At 62.1% G+C, this 15,928-nt stretch carries 14 protein-coding genes; 10 read left to right on the top strand and 4 right to left on the bottom strand.

Features of this window, described 5'->3' with window-relative positions; translation table 11 throughout:
• The first annotated feature begins 15 nt into the window (after positions 1 to 15).
• The 6 genes from uraD to CXY75_RS07605 all read left to right on the top strand — a co-directional run bounded on the left by uraD (position 16) and on the right by CXY75_RS07605 (position 5,468).
• Positions 16 to 513 (top strand): 2-oxo-4-hydroxy-4-carboxy-5-ureidoimidazoline decarboxylase, encoded by a 498-nt coding sequence (gene uraD / locus CXY75_RS07630; protein WP_104082231.1) that lies wholly within the window; start codon positions 16 to 18, stop codon positions 511 to 513.
• Positions 510 to 836 carry a hydroxyisourate hydrolase gene (gene uraH / locus CXY75_RS07625; RefSeq protein ID WP_104082230.1) on the top strand — a complete coding sequence of 109 codons (327 nt, stop codon included), beginning with the start codon at positions 510 to 512 and terminating at the stop codon, positions 834 to 836. Before uraD ends, uraH begins: the two co-directional genes overlap by 4 nt.
• A 2-nt stretch (positions 837 to 838) precedes the next feature.
• The gene (pucL, locus tag CXY75_RS07620; protein WP_104082229.1) at positions 839 to 1,738 is read left to right on the top strand and encodes a factor-independent urate hydroxylase; all 900 of its coding nucleotides are present in this window, start codon (positions 839 to 841) and stop codon (positions 1,736 to 1,738) included.
• Between the two features lie 41 nt (positions 1,739 to 1,779).
• Positions 1,780 to 3,294 carry a nucleobase:cation symporter-2 family protein gene (locus CXY75_RS07615; protein ID WP_104082228.1) on the top strand — a complete coding sequence of 505 codons (1,515 nt, stop codon included), beginning with the start codon at positions 1,780 to 1,782 and terminating at the stop codon, positions 3,292 to 3,294.
• 163 nt (positions 3,295 to 3,457) lie between these two features.
• Positions 3,458 to 3,943: a nucleoside deaminase gene (locus tag CXY75_RS07610; protein WP_104082227.1), complete on the top strand. Its 486-nt coding sequence runs from the start codon at positions 3,458 to 3,460 to the stop codon at positions 3,941 to 3,943.
• Positions 3,944 to 4,091: 148 nt separating this feature from the next.
• Entirely contained in the window at positions 4,092 to 5,468 is a 1,377-nt protein-coding gene (locus CXY75_RS07605) for an NCS2 family permease (protein ID WP_233201798.1), read from the top strand.
• Between the two features lie 79 nt (positions 5,469 to 5,547).
• Here the strand turns inward: CXY75_RS07605 and xdhC are convergent, their stop codons facing one another.
• The 3 genes from xdhC to CXY75_RS07590 are packed head-to-tail and all read right to left on the bottom strand — an operon-like array spanning position 5,548 to position 10,191.
• The gene (gene xdhC / locus CXY75_RS07600; RefSeq protein WP_369826701.1) at positions 5,548 to 6,309 is read right to left on the bottom strand and encodes a xanthine dehydrogenase accessory protein XdhC; all 762 of its coding nucleotides are present in this window, start codon (positions 6,307 to 6,309) and stop codon (positions 5,548 to 5,550) included.
• 43 nt (positions 6,310 to 6,352) lie between these two features.
• A complete protein-coding gene (gene xdhB / locus CXY75_RS07595) occupies positions 6,353 to 8,749 on the bottom strand; it encodes a xanthine dehydrogenase molybdopterin binding subunit (protein ID WP_104082224.1) in 2,397 nt (798 codons plus the stop codon).
• Entirely contained in the window at positions 8,746 to 10,191 is a 1,446-nt protein-coding gene (locus CXY75_RS07590; RefSeq protein WP_104082223.1) for a xanthine dehydrogenase small subunit, read from the bottom strand. Before CXY75_RS07590 ends, xdhB begins: the two co-directional genes overlap by 4 nt.
• A gap of 272 nt (positions 10,192 to 10,463) precedes the next feature.
• On the opposite strand from CXY75_RS07590, the gene CXY75_RS07585 reads away from it, so the two are divergent.
• Positions 10,464 to 10,982 carry a nucleoside deaminase gene (locus CXY75_RS07585; RefSeq protein WP_104082222.1) on the top strand — a complete coding sequence of 173 codons (519 nt, stop codon included), beginning with the start codon at positions 10,464 to 10,466 and terminating at the stop codon, positions 10,980 to 10,982.
• Between the two features lies 1 nt (position 10,983).
• On the opposite strand, the gene CXY75_RS07580 is transcribed toward CXY75_RS07585, so the two are convergent.
• Positions 10,984 to 11,799 (bottom strand): IclR family transcriptional regulator, encoded by an 816-nt coding sequence (locus CXY75_RS07580; protein WP_104082221.1) that lies wholly within the window; start codon positions 11,797 to 11,799, stop codon positions 10,984 to 10,986.
• 284 nt (positions 11,800 to 12,083) lie between these two features.
• Between CXY75_RS07580 and aceB the strand changes: the two genes are divergently transcribed.
• The 3 genes from aceB to CXY75_RS07565 all read left to right on the top strand — a co-directional run bounded on the left by aceB (position 12,084) and on the right by CXY75_RS07565 (position 15,869).
• Complete coding sequence (aceB, locus tag CXY75_RS07575) at positions 12,084 to 13,682, top strand: malate synthase A (protein ID WP_104082220.1); 1,599 nt, start codon at positions 12,084 to 12,086, stop codon at positions 13,680 to 13,682.
• A gap of 86 nt (positions 13,683 to 13,768) precedes the next feature.
• Positions 13,769 to 15,040, top strand: coding sequence for an aldolase/citrate lyase family protein (locus CXY75_RS07570; protein WP_104082347.1), 1,272 nt, complete (start codon positions 13,769 to 13,771; stop codon positions 15,038 to 15,040).
• Positions 15,041 to 15,050: 10 nt separating this feature from the next.
• Positions 15,051 to 15,869: a bifunctional allantoicase/(S)-ureidoglycine aminohydrolase gene (locus CXY75_RS07565; protein WP_104082219.1), complete on the top strand. Its 819-nt coding sequence runs from the start codon at positions 15,051 to 15,053 to the stop codon at positions 15,867 to 15,869.
• The last annotated feature ends 59 nt before the right edge of the window (positions 15,870 to 15,928 follow it).

The following is a 15,928-nucleotide window of genomic DNA, read 5'->3' as shown; positions in this document are numbered from 1 at the left end:
GAAAAGGGGCAAGCAATGACGCTTGAAGAATTCAACGTACTCGATCGCGACTCTGCGCGGAACGCCCTGCGTCCCTGCGTCGACATCGATCGCTGGATTGATGCCGTCGTAGACGCTCGGCCGTACTTCAACCTCGAGGACGTGCTCAGGGTGGCGCGGGAGGGTGCACTGCCCTGGACCGAAGCCGAACTCGACGGCGCTCTTGTCCATCATCCTCGTATTGGCGAGATGACGTGCGGGGCAAGCGCCGAAGCATCACTGTCCCGGTCAGAGCAAGCCGGGGTCGATCCGAAGGACACGGTGGTCACCGATGCACTTTTCGACGGGAACCGCGCCTACGAAGGGAAATTCGGCCGTGTCTTCCTGATCCGGGCTGCCGGGCGTAGTGCTGCGGAGATGCTCACCTCGCTGCAGAACAGGATGTTGAAATCACCCGAGGAGGAAGTTTCCGTTGCTGCCCAGCAACTGCGTGAGATCGCGCTTCTCCGCCTCGAAGGAATTCTGGTTCCATGAGCCAGATCTCCACCCACATTCTGGACGGCGCTCTTGGCTGCCCGGCCGCCGACGTTCTCGTCGCGCTGCAGAGCGACGCCGGTGTTGAAATTGCCTCGGGCACGACCGACGCCGATGGCCGGGTAGCAGATCTAGGGCCAGAACATCTTGAAGCTGGAACGTATCGATTGAGTTTCGCCACCGGCGAATACTTCGGCAGAACCCGGCGGCAGACGTTCTATCCCGTCGTGTCGATCGCCTTCTCGGTCGCCGACGCCGAGCAGCACTATCACGTACCGCTACTCATTAGTCCATTTGCATATTCAACCTATAAAGGGAGTTGACCATGTCAGAGAGCACCATCGTGCTCGGCGCTAACCAGTACGGTAAAGCCGAAGTACGCCTCGTCCGGATCACCCGCGACACCGCCCGCCATGAGATTGAGGACCTCAATGTCACCTCGCAGCTGCGCGGCGATTTCGAGGCCGCCCACATCGTGGGTGACAATGCTCATGTCGTGGCCACCGACACGCAAAAGAACACCGTGTACGCCCTCGCCAAGGACGGCGTTGGCGCACCAGAAGACTTCTTGCTTCGTCTCGGCCAGCACTTCATCGACGACTTTGACTGGGTCTCGGGTGGGCGCTGGGCGGCTGAGAAGTACAGCTGGAATCGAATAGAGGTAAACGGAGCTGGTCATGACCACTCCTTCGTCCGTGGAGGAACCGAGGCGCGCACCGCCGTGGTCACTCTGGATAACGGCGAGGCGACGGTCATCGCCGGGCTGACGGACCTCGCGGTACTGAAATCCACCGGGTCGAAGTTCACCGGCTTCCCGCATGATAAATACACGACGCTCGAGGAAGCTACAGACCGCATTCTGGCAACCTCGGTGACCGCCCGCTGGCGCTACAACACGCTCGGCCTCGATTACGACCAACTCTTCGTCGGCGTTCGTGCGGTGATGCTTCAGTCTTTCGCGACCGTACACTCGCTGGCACTGCAGCAGAGCCTCTTCCAGATGGGCAAGGCGGTCCTCGAGGCGTACCCGGAGATCGACGAGATCAGGTTTTCCATGCCCAATATTCACAACTTTTTGGTTGACCTGTCCCCATTCGGATTGGACAACCCTGGTGAGGTGTTTTTCGCCTCCGACCGTCCATACGGCCTGATCGAAGCAACAGTCCAACGCGACAACACAACGGATGCCGGCCGCGCCTGGGAGGGCATCGCCGGGTTCTGTTAGACCGCCCAGTTTCTACCGCCCCTGTTGACAAGGAAGTCACCATGAAACCAGCAATCCGCGCACGGTCGCGAATTAAGTCGGGCAATCGTCCAGAAGACGAACGTCTTTCCGTCAGCGCCTCATTCGCCTACGGGCTACAGCACGTACTCACCATGTACGGCGGAATCATCGCCCCGCCGTTGATCATCGGCTCCGCCGCCGGTTTGACGACATCCGAAATCGGCCTGCTCATCGCGGCCTGCCTCTTCGTCGGCGGTCTGGCTACGATCCTGCAAACCATCGGCGTACCATTTTTCGGTTCCCAGCTCCCGCTGGTCCAGGGTGTTTCGTTCGCCGGAGTGGCCACCATGCTTGCCATCGTGGCGGGTGGCGGCGGCCTTCCGGAGATCTTCGGCGCTGTCATCGTGTCGTCGTTGATTGGTCTGATCATCGCGCCGTTCTTCGCGCAGATCCTGCGGTTCTTCCCGCCAGTGGTCACCGGTGTGGTCATCACGTCCATCGGCCTGTCGCTGATCCCGGTCGCCGCTGGCTGGATCGTGGGCAACAACAGCGAGGCACCCGACTTCGCGAGTCCCTCCAACGTCGGCCTGGCAGCGCTCACCCTGGTTGTAATCATGTTGCTCAGCAAGGTGTCCAACGCAACCATTTCGAGACTGTCCATTCTGCTCGCTCTGGTGATCGGTACGATCTTCGCCGTCATCGTGGGCAAGGCAGACTTTTCGAATGTTCTCGCTGGTGACATCTTCGCGTTCCCCACGCCGTTCGCCTTCGGTATTCCGACCTTTCACATTGCTTCGATCATCTCAATGGTGATCGTGATCCTGGTGACGCTAACAGAGACAACGTCGGATATTCTTGCCGTCGCCGAGATCACCGGCTCGAAGGTTGACTCCAAGCGCATCGCTGCCGGCCTCCGCGCGGACATGATCTCTAGTGCCGTGTCGCCGGTGTTCAACTCCTTCACCCAGAGCGCCTTTGCTCAGAACGTCGGACTCGTCGCGGTGACGCGGATCAAGAGTCGCTTTGTCGTGGCAGCTGGTGGCGTCATCCTCGTGGCGCTCGGCCTGCTGCCCGTGCTCGGTCGCGTGGTGGCGGCGATTCCACCGGCCGTACTCGGTGGTGCCGGCATCGTCTTGTTCGGCACGGTTGCAGCCAGCGGCATCCGCACGCTCGCCAAGGTGAAGTACGAGGACAACATGAACCTGATCATCGTCGCCACGTCAATCAGCTTCGGTGTGCTGCCGATCGTCTCGCGCGAGATTTACAGCCAATTCCCGTCCTGGTTTCAGGTCATCTTCGACTCCGGCATCAGCTCGGCTGCCATCATGGCAATACTATTGAACGTTGTCTTCAATCACTTCAAGCGGGGCACGCCTGAGGACCCCTCCGTGTTCGCCGCATCGCCGCCGCGGGTGATACACGAGCAAGAGCTCCGGGCGCTCGAAGATGGCGACTACTATCAGGGCGGCAAACTTATGTCCGCCGACGGCCAGGAAATCCCGATCATTGCGACCGGATCGAACGCGGTCATCCGCACGGAAGGCACCAAGCGCTAAGCGCTCAAGGCGTCTAAATTTAGGGTCAGCCTTCACTCACGCTGTCACCGGTACGAGTTCAACAGTGTAGTGAAGTGGAAGCGTTTCGGCTGGGTCACACGATTGACTCGTGTCAAGAAACCGGGCGACGCTTCCGCTTTGCGCAAACAAGGAAGTCGATGCAATGCACAAGACAATCTCCCATCAGGACCAACTGGCTCTGGCGACCGAGCTCGCCACCCAGAACGTTCGCAACGGTGGCGGGCCATTTGGCGCCATCATCGTGACCAGTGACGGTCGCGTGTTCGAAGGTTTCAACCGGGTAACGGCCAACAACGACCCGACAGCGCACGCCGAGGTCACCGCAATTCGCACGGCGTGCGCTGAGACGGAAACGTTCGACCTGTCCGGGGCCATCCTCTATAGCAGTTGCGAGCCCTGTCCAATGTGTTTGGCCTCGTCTCTGTGGGCCAGAATCGAGGCGGTGTATTTTGCTGCCGACCGACATGATGCCGCTGAAGCCGGGTTCGACGACGCCACATTTTACGAATTCTTTGATACTCCCGTCGCCAAACGCTCCATGCCCGTCACCCAACTTGTCATCAACGACGCCGGCCATCTTGCCCCATTCACTGCCTGGGCCGCCCTTGACTCTCGAATTGAATACTGATCGTTGTCATGGCGAAAATGCCGCATCCACCAATTACGAGTGAGGACCTGGAATGACAATCAGGGAAAGATCCCAGATACAAGACGGTCAGGCGCGGCGCGTTTCACGGCTGGACAGATATTTCAGGATCACCGAACGCGGGTCCACCATGGGCAGGGAGTTTCGCGGTGGTTTTGCCACCTTCTTCGCGATGGTCTACATCGTCGTTCTCAACCCGCTGATTCTCAGTGGGCCGGATGGCTCAGGGCAGACCCTGGGCATTCCACAGGTCGCCGCGGCGACCGCGATCGTTGCGGGCGTCATGACGATCCTCATGGGCCTCGTCGCTCGGTACCCTTTCGCCCTCTCGGCAGGGCTCGGGGTCTCCGGATTCGTCTCGGCGACGATCGCGACCACAGAAGACTTAACCTGGCCCGACATCATGGGGCTGATAGTGGTATCCGGTCTCGTCATGTTCATCCTGGTGCTCTGTGGGTTTCGGGAGGCCGTATTCAAAGCCGTCCCTTCCGGATTGAAACTCGCGATCGTCGTCGGCATCGGCCTCTTCATTACCATCATCGGATTCGTCAATGCCGGTTTTGTACGTCGAATCCCAGACTCCGCCCAGACGACGGTTCCGGTGAACCTTGGCGTGGGCGGATTGCTCCTGGGCTGGCCAACACTGGTGTTTGTGCTGGGGCTTATGCTCTTGATCATCCTGATGGTGCGCAAGGTGCGTGGGGGGATTCTAATCGGCATTCTCGCCACAACGGTTTTCGCCGTCATTCTCCAGCTCTTCACGAACACGCCTGCGAGCGACGCGGAGAATCCAGGGGGCTGGTCGCTCGTTGTACCTGACCTGCCCCAGCAAATCATTTCCTTCCCCGATCTGTCGCTATTTGGGAACGTGGACATCTTTGGGGCTTTCGCTCACATCGGTATCATCTCGGCGTCGTTGCTCACCTTCACCATCCTGCTCAGCGTTTTCTTTGACGCCATGGGAACGATGACTGGGCTGGCGAGCGAAGCGAACCTTCTCGACAAGGACAACAACTTCGTCGACGCTAACCCGGTGCTGTTGATCGATGCTGCTGCATCCGCTGTCGGAGGCTTTGCTTCCGTGTCTGCCAATGAGATCTTTGTCGAATCCGCGGCGGGCGTCGGGGAGGGAGCGCGAACCGGCATCGCCAGCCTCGTCACCGGTACGCTCTTCCTCATTACCGCATTCTTCGCGCCGCTGTCGAATATTGTGCCGTTCGAAGCCGTGGCGCCGGCACTGGTGATGGTCGGCTTCCTGATGACATCGCAGGTACGCAATATTGATTGGGCTGACTGGGGTATTGCCATCCCGGCGTTTCTGACTTTCGCCCTGATGCCGCTGACGTATTCCATCGCCAACGGCCTCGGCGCCGGTTTTATTGCATACGTACTTATCCGCACCGTTCAGGGGCGTGTCAGAGAGGTGCACCCACTGATGTGGGTCGTCTCTGTCGCATTCATGGTGTTCTTCCTGGTCGGACCGATCGAACAGCTGATCGGCGCCTAGAACGAGTGGGCTCTGAGATGATGCCTCGGCTCATTGTGAACCGAGGCACCATCTCGTTGTTGGGGCGTTCGGGTGTCGTTTAGCCTGAGGTGCGCTCGAACGTCAGGAGCAAGTCGGCAGCGACGCTGACGGCGATCACGGCTGGTTCCTTGGCCCTGAGACCGGGGATACCGATTGGCGTTGTGATCCGTTCCAGTTGCTGGGACGAATGGCCCTCAGCACTCAGCCTCTGCCGGAACCGACTCCACTTTGCTTTCGAGCCAATGAGGCCGATGGACGCCAAGTCGGTCTGACGGAGTGCAAAGTCACACAGCGCGATGTCTTCCGCGTGGTCGTGCGTCATGATCAGCACGTGTGTCATGGGCGGCAAGTCCGGAAGCTGCGATTCGGGGATAGGCGCGTGCCTCACCTGAACCCGCGCATTGCCGTCGACGAGGCCCGCTAGGCGGTCCTCGGTGAGCATATCGGCTCGCGAGTCGATCAGGAACAGCTCGAGATCGTGACGGGAAAGAATACGGGCAAGTTCAAGGCCGACATGGCCCATTCCGAAGATTGCGACGGACGGGACGACCGGAATCGGTTCCAGCAGCATGGTTACCTCACCTCCACAGCACTGCACCCCGAATTCGGCCGGCGCTTTGTCATTAAGCGCGACCTTCACGAGCTCGGGGTTGCGCGATGCGCTCGCAATCATTTTTCGCGCGTGCGAGACCGCGGTGGCCTCGAGGTTGCCGCCGCCGACTGTGCCCCAGACGTCGCTCACCGACACCACCATCTTCGCCCCGCCATTGCGCGGAGTGTGTCCGCGCGTGGCGGCCAGCGTCACGATGACGCCAGCCATGCGCCGCGCACGCAGACTCGCGACGGCAGCGAGCCAATCCATGTCAGGAGTCCGCAAGGACAGGAATACGTTTCGCGCCTGGTGCATCCACGCCGGGCGCGGTGGTGGCCAGTGCCTGCTTCGCCGCTGTCAGTGCCCAGAAAACCGCCTCGGGAGTCGCCGGTGAGGCAAGCTCGGTCATGCGACCCGCCGGGCCGAACCGTGCGGCGGCCTGGCGCAGCGCTTCCCGTACGCTGAATGCGAGCATCAGCGGCGGCTCTCCGACCGCCTTTGAACCGTAGATCGCACCGTCTTCATGCGCGTGCTCGAACAAGGTGACATTGAATTCCTCTGGCATCTCCGAGAAGCTCGGCAACTTATAGGTGCTGGCCGCCTGAGTGAGTAAACGTCCGCGTCCGGGCCCGTCAGTCGTGTCCCAGCGCAGGTCTTCGAGCGTGAGCCACCCGGCACCCTGCACGAATCCACCCTCGATCTGGCCGATGTCGATGATCGGGGATAGCGAGTCGCCGACGTCGTGCACGATATCGACCCGAAGAGTGCGATAAGCGCCGGTAAATCCGTCGACTTCTACCTCGGCCGCCGCGGCCCCATAGGCGAAGTACTTAAACGGAGATCCGCGCCAGGCCTCGGCGTCCCAGTGCAATCCCTCTGTGCGGTAGTACCCGGCCGCGGAGAGCTGTACGCGTTGCTGGTACGCGACCTTGGCGACGTCGGCGAACGTGAGTTCCTGGCCGTGCACACCGAGAGCATGGATCTTTCCCTGCGAGAAACGCACGTCGGTCGGGTTGGCGCCGAGCATGCCCCCGGCAACCACCGACATCCGTTCGCGAATTTGGTCACAGGCGTTCTTGACGGCGCCACCGTTGAGATCCGCGCCGGTGCTCGCGGCCGTGGCAGAGGTGTTTGGCACCTTGTCCGTTCGCGTCGGTGCGAGGCGCACGGAGGCTCGGGGTACACCGAGAGCGGTGGCGGCCACCTGGATCATCTTGGTGTGCAGGCCTTGCCCCATTTCGACGCCGCCGTGGTTGATCAGTACTGATCCGTCTTTGTAGACGAGCACGAGAGCGCCAGCTTGGTTGAACGCCGCGACGTTGAACGAGATCCCAAATTTCACCGGCGTGATCGCGAGGCCACGCTTGATATGTGGATTGACGGCGTTGAACGCCTCGATCTGGGCGCTCCGCTCGGCAAATTCCGATTTGTCGAGCAGCTGGGACCAAATCGCCTCCATTCGCTCGGCGTGCCGAACGGGCTGTCCGTATGGAGTGGTCTGGCCCGGCGCATAGAAATTGCGACGTCGAAGCAACGCTGGGTCGATGCCGAGCGGCGCCGCGCAGCGTCCGAGAATATCCTCGATCACCATGATTCCCTGTGGCCCGCCGAATCCGCGGAAGGCGGTCTGGGACGTTTTGTTCGTCTTGGCAACCTGACCGTGTGCCTCGATAGCCGGGATCCAGTAAGCGTTGTCAAGGTGGCACAGCGCGCGCGCCAGCACCGGGTCAGACAGGTCGAGGCTCCAGCCGCCATCCGCTGTTAATGACGCTTTAAGGCCCAGGATGCGACCGTTGTCGTCGAATCCGACCGTCCACGCCACATGAAAACCGTGTCGTTTGCCGGTCATGGTGAGGTCCTGGGTGCGGTTCAGGCGGAGCCGCACGGCCCGGCCCGTGCAGGTCGCTCCGATGGCTGCAATCGCAGCGAGGCCGTGCGGTTGCATTTCTTTGCCACCGAATCCCCCACCCATCCGCACACACTGAACGGTCACCGCGTTGCTGCTGATCCCCAGCACGTGCGCAACGATCTCCTGGGTCTCAGACGGATGCTGGGTGCCGGCCTGAACATACATCTGACCGCCCTCGTCGTAATACGCGAGGGACGCCATGGTCTCGAGATAGAAGTGTTCCTGCCCGCTGAATTCCCATTCCCCCGTAAAGACGTGCGGGGCCGTGGCCAGCGCGGCGTCGACATCCCCGCGACGGGTGATCCGGTGCGCTCCCTGGAATGAACCCGCAGCGATCGCCTCCGGCACCGTGATCAGCGAAGGCAGCACCTCATAATCGACCTCGACCGCCGCCGCGCCCAGCCGCGCCGCCTCTAGCGTCTCGCCCAGCACCCAGCACACGGCTTGCCCGAAGTACATCACCTCGGTGGGGAACAGCGGCTCGTCGTTCCAAATGCCGCCGTCGTTCACGCCGGGAACATCGGCAGCGGTGAGCACACGAACCACGCCGGGGACAACGAGCGCTGGCTCGGTGCGGAGTGCGATAATGTGCGCGTGCGCGTGCGGGGCCTGGACGGGCCACGCCGTGAGAGTATCGCGCCGGAGCGTTGCGATATCGTCGGTATACAACGCGCGACCGGTCACGTGCAAAGCGGCGCTCTCGTGCGGCTCGGGAACTCCAACTACCGAGTTCTCCGGTCGATCTGACAAGGTGCTCATGCTCTCGCTCCCAGCGTTGCCGTCGACTGTGCAAAAAGCTTCAATATCGACTGCGACAGCATAATGCTGCGGTACTCTGCGCTCGCCCGGTGATCGCTCATCGGTGTGCCTTCGCCGGCGAGCGAAGCCGCCGCCCTATGCACCGTCTGGGCGCCCCAGGGCTGACCAATGAGTAGTGCCTCGGTGGCGCGGGCACGCAGCGGTGTCGCCGCGACTCCGCCGAGTCCGATTCGCGCATCGTGCACGAGACCGTTTCGCACATCAAGGGCGAAGGCCACCGCAACACTCGAGATATCGTCGAAGCGACGCTTGGTGATCTTGTGGAATCCGGTGAGGTGCGCCAGCGGCAGTGGAATGCGAATCAGGCGGATCAGTTCGTCTGGCCTCAAAACGCTCGTTCGATAGCCCGTGAAGTACTCGCTCAGGTAAACATCGCGCTCCCCGCCGGGCGATGCCAGAACGAGGCGTGCGTCGAGGGCCAGCAGTGCGGGTGCCAGGTCTCCGATCGGTGACCCGGTGCCGAGATTACCGCCGATCGTGGCACGGTTACGGATCAGGCGCGACGCGAATTGGGGTATGAGCTCGGCGAGCAGGGGTACACGGCCGGCGAGAAAGCGCTCGACCTCTGACAGAGAGACGGCGGCGCCGATCTCGATGAATTCATCCCCGAACTCGATGGTGCCGAGTTCGAGAAGCCGGTCGATCGCGATCACAAGCCGTTCACGGCGGCCGCGGATGTTGACCTCGACGCCCCAATCCGTTGACCCGGCCACCACAACAGCCAAGGGATTCTCAGCGCGGAGTGCGAGGGTGTCGGCGAGCGTTGCCGGGCGCACGAAGCGACCGTCTGGAGCCTGCACATCGGTCAGGGCCGGCCCGGGAGCAGGCCGGTCGCGCCTCGCGGCCAGCGCATCGTCGACATCCGGTTCAGCCAGCGCGTAGGCAGCGTCGCGGATGGGACGGTAACCGGTGCAGCGGCAGAGGTTTCCGCTGAGGGAGTGCAGATCGAATCCGTTGGGGCCGTGGCTCTCGCCAGTCGCTCCTGTGGCGTTGGCCCCGCGACCCCGCCGATAGAACTCTGAGGCCATGCTGCAGACGAATCCGGGCGTGCAGTATCCACATTGTGAGCCGCCGGCGACCGCCATCCGCTCTTGAACCGGATGTAACTTGTCGGGGGAGCCGAGACCTTCCGAGGTGATGATTTCCTGACCGTCGAGCGCGGCGATCGGCACCAGGCACGCGTTGATGGAGGTCCACGTTGTACCTCCATCGCCGTCTGATTGCGCGACGAGAACGGCACAGGCGCCGCACTCGCCCTCAGCGCACCCCTCTTTGCATCCCGTCAGGCCGTTGTTGCGCAGCCAGTCCAGGGCGGTCGTGTGCGCTGCATCCGGCACCATCGTGCGCTGGTGCCCGTTGACGGTGAGATCGAGACGGTCCATGATCAAACTCCTTGTTGATGCCGAGGTATGACCCTGCATCAAGAGCCGATGTACCTCGTTATGCGTGGGAATTGGCGGCTCATGACGCCGCCCGTGTTCTCAGCGTTTCGTCGACGGCCGACGCGTCCGGCCGGTGTCGATGTTTGCAAAAGTGTACCTCCCGAATGGCAATTTGCGGGTGCATCTGGAAGAAACATATCGCAGAATGAAATTTTCTTCGTGACCTACCACTAGCCTGTCATCCTAAGAACCATAACGAGAGGAGAGCTCCCATGGGGCTGCCCGCTGAGGGACTGTCGGCAGCCGCCTCATCCCTCACCGGAGCGGATGTGGAGTTTCTCCGTCGGTGCATCGCGCTCTCGCAGGAGGCGAGGGCCGAGGGCCGGCATCCGTTCGCTGCCAGTGTGGTCGATGCGCAGGGAGTCGTGATCTCGGCATGCTACAACAACTCAGTGCCGCCAGGAGGCGACCCCACCCAGCATGCCGAACTCCGTGCGGCGGCGGAAGCATCGTCGAGGGTGACGAGGAATGCACTGGCTTCCGCCACCCTTTATTCGAGTGCCGAACCGTGCGCGATGTGCGCCGGTGCCATCTATTGGACAGGGATCGGCCGAGTCGTCTATGCACTCTCCGAAGTGAAGCTTCGCGCCTTGACCGGGGACAATGCCCAAAACCCCACCCTGTCATTGCCGTGCCGGGAGGTGTTTGCCCGTGGCCAGCGCGAGGTTCGGGTCATCGGACCTTTGCTCGAGGTGGAAGCAGCAGCGGCCCACTCCGATTTCTGGGACTGAGTCAGCCGATGGCGAGGTCGCGAGAAATCGTCGCGGCGGCATCTTGAAGAAGTGGAATTGCGCGGGCACCAAAGTTCTCGTCGACGCGAGAAACCGGGCCAGACACTGAAATAGCGGTCGGCGTTGGTGCATTCGGTACCGCCATGGCATAGCAGCGAACGCCGACCTCCTGCTCGCCATCGTCTATCGCGTAGCCGCGCTTTGTGATCGTGCGGAGATCAACGAGCAGGTCCTCGACGTTATCAATGCTTTGCGTGGTCGGAGTGGCCAGACCAGCCCTGCCGACGATTACGCGCACCGTCTCCTCCGGCAGTTGGGCCAGAAGCGCCTTACCGACGCCGGTGTCGTGGAGATTCACCCGGCGCCCCACTTCGGTGAACATGCGCATGGAGTGCAGGGAGGGAACCTGCGCGATATAGACCGCCATGTCGTGGTCGAGAACCGCCATATTTGCACTCTCACCCAGCTGGTCGACCAGGGACTGCAGCTGCGGGCGCGCCAGCGCACCGAGCTGTTTGCTCGCACCGTCACCGAGACGGATGAGTCGGGGGCCGAGTGCGTAGCGGCGATTGGGAAGCTGCCGGGCGTAACCCAACTGAACGAGGGTTCGGAGCAATCGATGGATGGTGGGCAGCGGCAGTTCGGTGGAACAGGAAAGTTCGCTCAGCGTGACTTCTCCACCGGCATCCGTGATCAGTTCGAGAAGCTCGAAGACGCGCTGGACCGACTGCACGCCGCTGGCGCCCTTGCGTATCGAGGCCGGAACCGCTGAACTCGTGCTCGTTGCTGGCGTGGGCACCGAATCCTGGACCGTCATGATTTTCCCTCGCGCCGCTGTATCGTCCCATTATTGCAGTTTTCATCATGCGAGAAAAAGCGCTCAAAAGCAAAGGTTTCGTCGACCTCCCAGCCCAAACTCGGCACAAGCGGGCTTGTTATTCCGCTGAACAGATAATAATATCCATAATACGAAAACTCGCACGGCCACAGCATGGACGCTCGTCCCAGCACCGGGGGTAGCGCTGGTGCCGACAGAAGCCAAGCCAAGCCCGGCTCGAGCGCTAGCTTGAGCATCAACAGTGTTAGAGGAGTGAACCAGTCGTGACCGTGAACCTCAAAGACCCATCATTGATTCCCCGTTCAGAGCAGATCCTCACTCCCGAGGCGCTTCACTTCGTGGAAAAACTGCACCGTGAATTCGCCGTTCGGCGGAACGAGCTTTTGGCCGCCCGCCGATTGCGGCGTGATGAAGTCGCTCGCACCGGCCGCCTCAACTTTCTGCCGGAGACCGCAGCCATCCGTGACGAAAGCTGGAGCGTCGCACCGGCTCCACTGGCGTTGCAGAATCGTCGCGTTGAGATCACTGGCCCGGCGTCTCCGGCCAAAATGGCTATTAATGCCTTGAACTCAGGGGCGCAGGTGTGGCTCGCCGATCTAGAGGACGCCAGTTCGCCGCACTGGTCCAACGTCATCGACTCCCAGATCAACCTCTTTGACACGACCCGCGGCACGCTCAGCTTCTCCTCGCCCGATGGAAAGGAGTACGCGCTGCGTCAGGATGCGCCACTCGCGGTTGTCCTCGTGCGTCCGCGCGGATGGCACTTGGATGAAACGCATCTGCTCATTGACGGGCAGCCGGGTATCGGTGCCCTCGTGGACTTCGGCCTGCATTTCTTCCACAACGCGCACCTCTTAGCCCAAAACGGTCAGGGCCCGTTTTACTACCTTCCCAAGCTCGAGAGTCACCTCGAAGCGCGGCTCTGGAACGACATTTTCGTCGTCGCCCAGAAGGCGCTCGGTGTGGCGCGCGGAACGGTGCGTGCAACGGTTCTCATCGAGACGATCCCCGCCGCCTTCGAAATGGACGAAATTCTCTACGAACTCCGCGAGCATGCCTCTGGCCTGAACGCCGGGCGCTGGGACTACCTGTTCAGCATCATCAAGTACTTTCGGGATTCCGGATCGGAATTCCTTCTTCCCGACCGCGCCAGCATTGCGATGACAGCGCCGTTCATGCGGGCGTATACCGAGCTGCTGGTGAAAACCGCTCACCGGCGCGGCGCCTTCGCGATGGGCGGAATGGCCGCGGTCATCCCGAACCGCTACGACCCTGAAATTACCAGGGAGGCGTTCGCTAAGGTGCGCGCCGACAAGACGCGCGAGGCCAACGACGGATTCGACGGATCCTGGGTGGCTCACCCCGACCTCGTCACCATTTGTAGGGAGGTCTTCGACGCAGTGCTGGGCGACAAGCCCAACCAACTGGACCGCAGCCGAACCGAGGTTCACGTCACGGCTAGCCAGCTTCTGGACATCGCTTCCGCCGGTGGTGTGACGACCGAGAAGGGTTTGAGAACCAACCTCCATGTCGCCGTCGCGTACACCGCCGTTTGGCTTTCGGGAAACGGCGCCGTTGCCATCCATAACCTGATGGAAGACGCCGCCACTGCCGAGATCTCTCGCTCACAGGTCTGGCAGCAAGTGCGCAACGAGGTTGTTCTCGCCGATACCGGGGAGACGGTCACGCCCGAACTGGTCAAGCGAATTCTGGCCGAGGTGACGGAGAAGTTGCGAGGAGAAGTTGGAGAGGATGTCTTCGCCCGGTTCTACGCGCCGGCCAGCACGCTCATCGAGGACATCTGCCTGTCGGAGACCTATGCGGACTTCCTCACGATCCCGGCGTATGAATTGGTCGGCTGACCGTGCCGCGTACCGTGGCCCCTGGATCCACACCGGCTCCTCGACCCACACTGCCCCCTCGATCGACACTGCCCCCTCGATCGACACTGCCCCCTCGATCGACACTGGCACTCGGGCCAGAAGAGGTGGCGGAGGTAGACCGCCTCCTCGCTCCGACGGATGAGCTCCTCAGGCGTTCTTACCCGGGGGACGCCGCGAGTCGGCAGCCGGTCCACACCGTCTATGTGCCCGGCGACCGTTACCACCTCGCCCTGCCCGCTGACTGGGGGCAGGCTGCCCTCCACAGCGTTGAGGACGCCGGCGGCATCGGCACGCTCTGCTCACTGCTCGGTTTGACCGAAGCGCTCGCCGCGCAGGTCGCCCCGAAGGTCGAAGCCAAACTGAGGGACGAACCGATCGAAGACCTGCGCCTGGACTTTGAAGATGGCTATGGGGACCGCGGGGACGACGCGGAAGATCGCGATGCCAGCCAGGCGGCCAGGCTGGTGGCGGCGGCCGACCGAGCGGGCGCGCTCCCGCCGTTTATCGGCATCCGTTTTAAGTGTTTTGAAGCGCCGACTCGCGCACGAGGCCTGCGCACCCTCGACCTGTTCGTCTCCGGCCTGGTCGAAGCGGGTGGTCTGCCGGCTGGTCTTGTTCTGACGCTTCCGAAGGTCACCACGGTTGCCCAGGTCGAAGCGATGGTCTACGCCTGCCAGAGGCTCGAGGTCGTGCACGGCTTGCCGGCGGGACGCCTGCGTTTTGAAGTGCAGATGGAAACGCCGCAGTTGATTCTCAGTGCTGAGGGCACAGTGCCGGTGGCCACGTTGCTGCACCAAGCCGACGGACGAGTCTCCGCGCTGCACTACGGCACCTACGACTACAGCGCCTCGCTGGGCATCGCAGCAGAGTACCAATCGATGGAGCACCCCGCCGCTGACTTCGCCAAACAGGTCATGCAGGTAGCCGTTGCCGGTACCGGCGTGCGGCTGTCCGACGGCTCGACCAACATCATCCCGGTGGGCGAGCCGCAAGCTGTCATCGCAGCGTGGCGCTTGCACGCTCGGCTCGTGCGCCGTTCACTCGAGCGCGGGTATTACCAGGGCTGGGACCTGCATCCGGCTCAACTAGTGACCAGGTACATTGCGACGTATGCGTTCTACCGAGAGGGGTTGCCGGCTGCCACGGCACGCCTGCGCAACTACGTTCACCACACCGAGAGCGGGGTCATGGACGAGCCGGCCACGGCACGCGCGCTCGCCGGATTCATACACCGCGCAGTCGCCTGCGGCGCTGTCGCCGACGCCGAGGTCATCGAATCAGCCGGTATCACGCCTGCGCAGCTCGCCGCCCTCGCCCGCCCTTCCGCACAGAATTGAGGATCACACGGTGACCATTCACACCTATTACGCGCCGGAGACGGTGTTGCCACCCCAGACCGACATGCTCACCAGCCGTGCCGTGGTCACGGAGGCGTACACCGTCATCCCGCGCGGCGTGCTGCGTGACATCGTCGTTAGTGAACTTCCCGACTGGACCAACACGCGTACCTGGATTCTCAACCGCCCGGTGGCCGGCGGAGCGACGACGTTCGCCCAGTACCTGATCGAGGTTGCTCCAGGTGGCGGCTCGACCGATCCGGAGCCCGAAGCAGGCGTCGAGTCGTTCGTTTTTCTCTTGCAGGGAGCGCTCACCCTCACGCTCGGGGGCGTCACGCATGAGCTCGCCCCCGGAGGCTTCGCTTTTCTGCCACCCGGATCACAGTGGGCGGTCGCGAACACGGGCGCTGAGCTGGCGAAGTTTCAGTGGATCCGCAAGAAGTACGAGCCGCTACCCGGCCATACCCCGCAGGCGCTCGTCGGCAATGAACAAGACATCGTGCCCGGCGCCATGCCGGGGACAGATAACAAATGGCGCACCACGCGCATGTTGCCAACGGATGACATGGCCTACGACATGCACGTCAACATCGTCACCTTCGAACCCGGCGCTTCAATTCCGTTCGCCGAGACCCACGTGATGGAGCACGGCCTCTACGTGCTCGAAGGCAAGGCCGTCTATCGACTCAACCAGGACTGGGTCGAGGTGCAGGAGGGCGACTACATGTCACTTCGCGCCTTCTGCCCGCAGGCCTGCTACGCCGGTGGCCCCGGCAACTTTCGTTATCTGCTCTACAAAGACGTGAATCGCCAAATCAAGCTCACCTGATCCTGCATTCACCTCCTTCCTGAATTTCCCGGGAGCGCATCGGTGATCTTGCGAGCTTC

The sequence above is a fragment of the Cryobacterium sp. Y11 genome (genome assembly GCF_002929535.1).
Lineage (GTDB): Bacteria > Actinomycetota > Actinomycetes > Actinomycetales > Microbacteriaceae > Cryobacterium.
Note: the sequence above shows the minus strand (reverse complement) of the source record. Positions and strands in the feature narration are given on the sequence as shown.

What these genes read in the sequence shown, in the direction of transcription:
- uraD (WP_104082231.1), top strand. Translation starts at nt 16, where the DNA reads ATGACGCTTGAAGAATTCAACGTACTCGATCGCGACTCTGCGCGGAAC.
- uraH (WP_104082230.1), top strand. Translation starts at nt 510, where the DNA reads ATGAGCCAGATCTCCACCCACATTCTGGACGGCGCTCTTGGCTGCCCG.
- pucL (WP_104082229.1), top strand. Translation starts at nt 839, where the DNA reads ATGTCAGAGAGCACCATCGTGCTCGGCGCTAACCAGTACGGTAAAGCC.
- CXY75_RS07615 (WP_104082228.1), top strand. Translation starts at nt 1,780, where the DNA reads ATGAAACCAGCAATCCGCGCACGGTCGCGAATTAAGTCGGGCAATCGT.
- CXY75_RS07610 (WP_104082227.1), top strand. Translation starts at nt 3,458, where the DNA reads ATGCACAAGACAATCTCCCATCAGGACCAACTGGCTCTGGCGACCGAG.
- CXY75_RS07605 (WP_233201798.1), top strand. Translation starts at nt 4,092, where the DNA reads ATGGGCAGGGAGTTTCGCGGTGGTTTTGCCACCTTCTTCGCGATGGTC.
- xdhC (WP_369826701.1), bottom strand. Translation starts at nt 6,309, where the DNA reads ATGGCTGGCGTCATCGTGACGCTGGCCGCCACGCGCGGACACACTCCG.
- xdhB (WP_104082224.1), bottom strand. Translation starts at nt 8,749, where the DNA reads ATGAGCACCTTGTCAGATCGACCGGAGAACTCGGTAGTTGGAGTTCCC.
- CXY75_RS07590 (WP_104082223.1), bottom strand. Translation starts at nt 10,191, where the DNA reads ATGGACCGTCTCGATCTCACCGTCAACGGGCACCAGCGCACGATGGTG.
- CXY75_RS07585 (WP_104082222.1), top strand. Translation starts at nt 10,464, where the DNA reads ATGGGGCTGCCCGCTGAGGGACTGTCGGCAGCCGCCTCATCCCTCACC.
- CXY75_RS07580 (WP_104082221.1), bottom strand. Translation starts at nt 11,799, where the DNA reads ATGACGGTCCAGGATTCGGTGCCCACGCCAGCAACGAGCACGAGTTCA.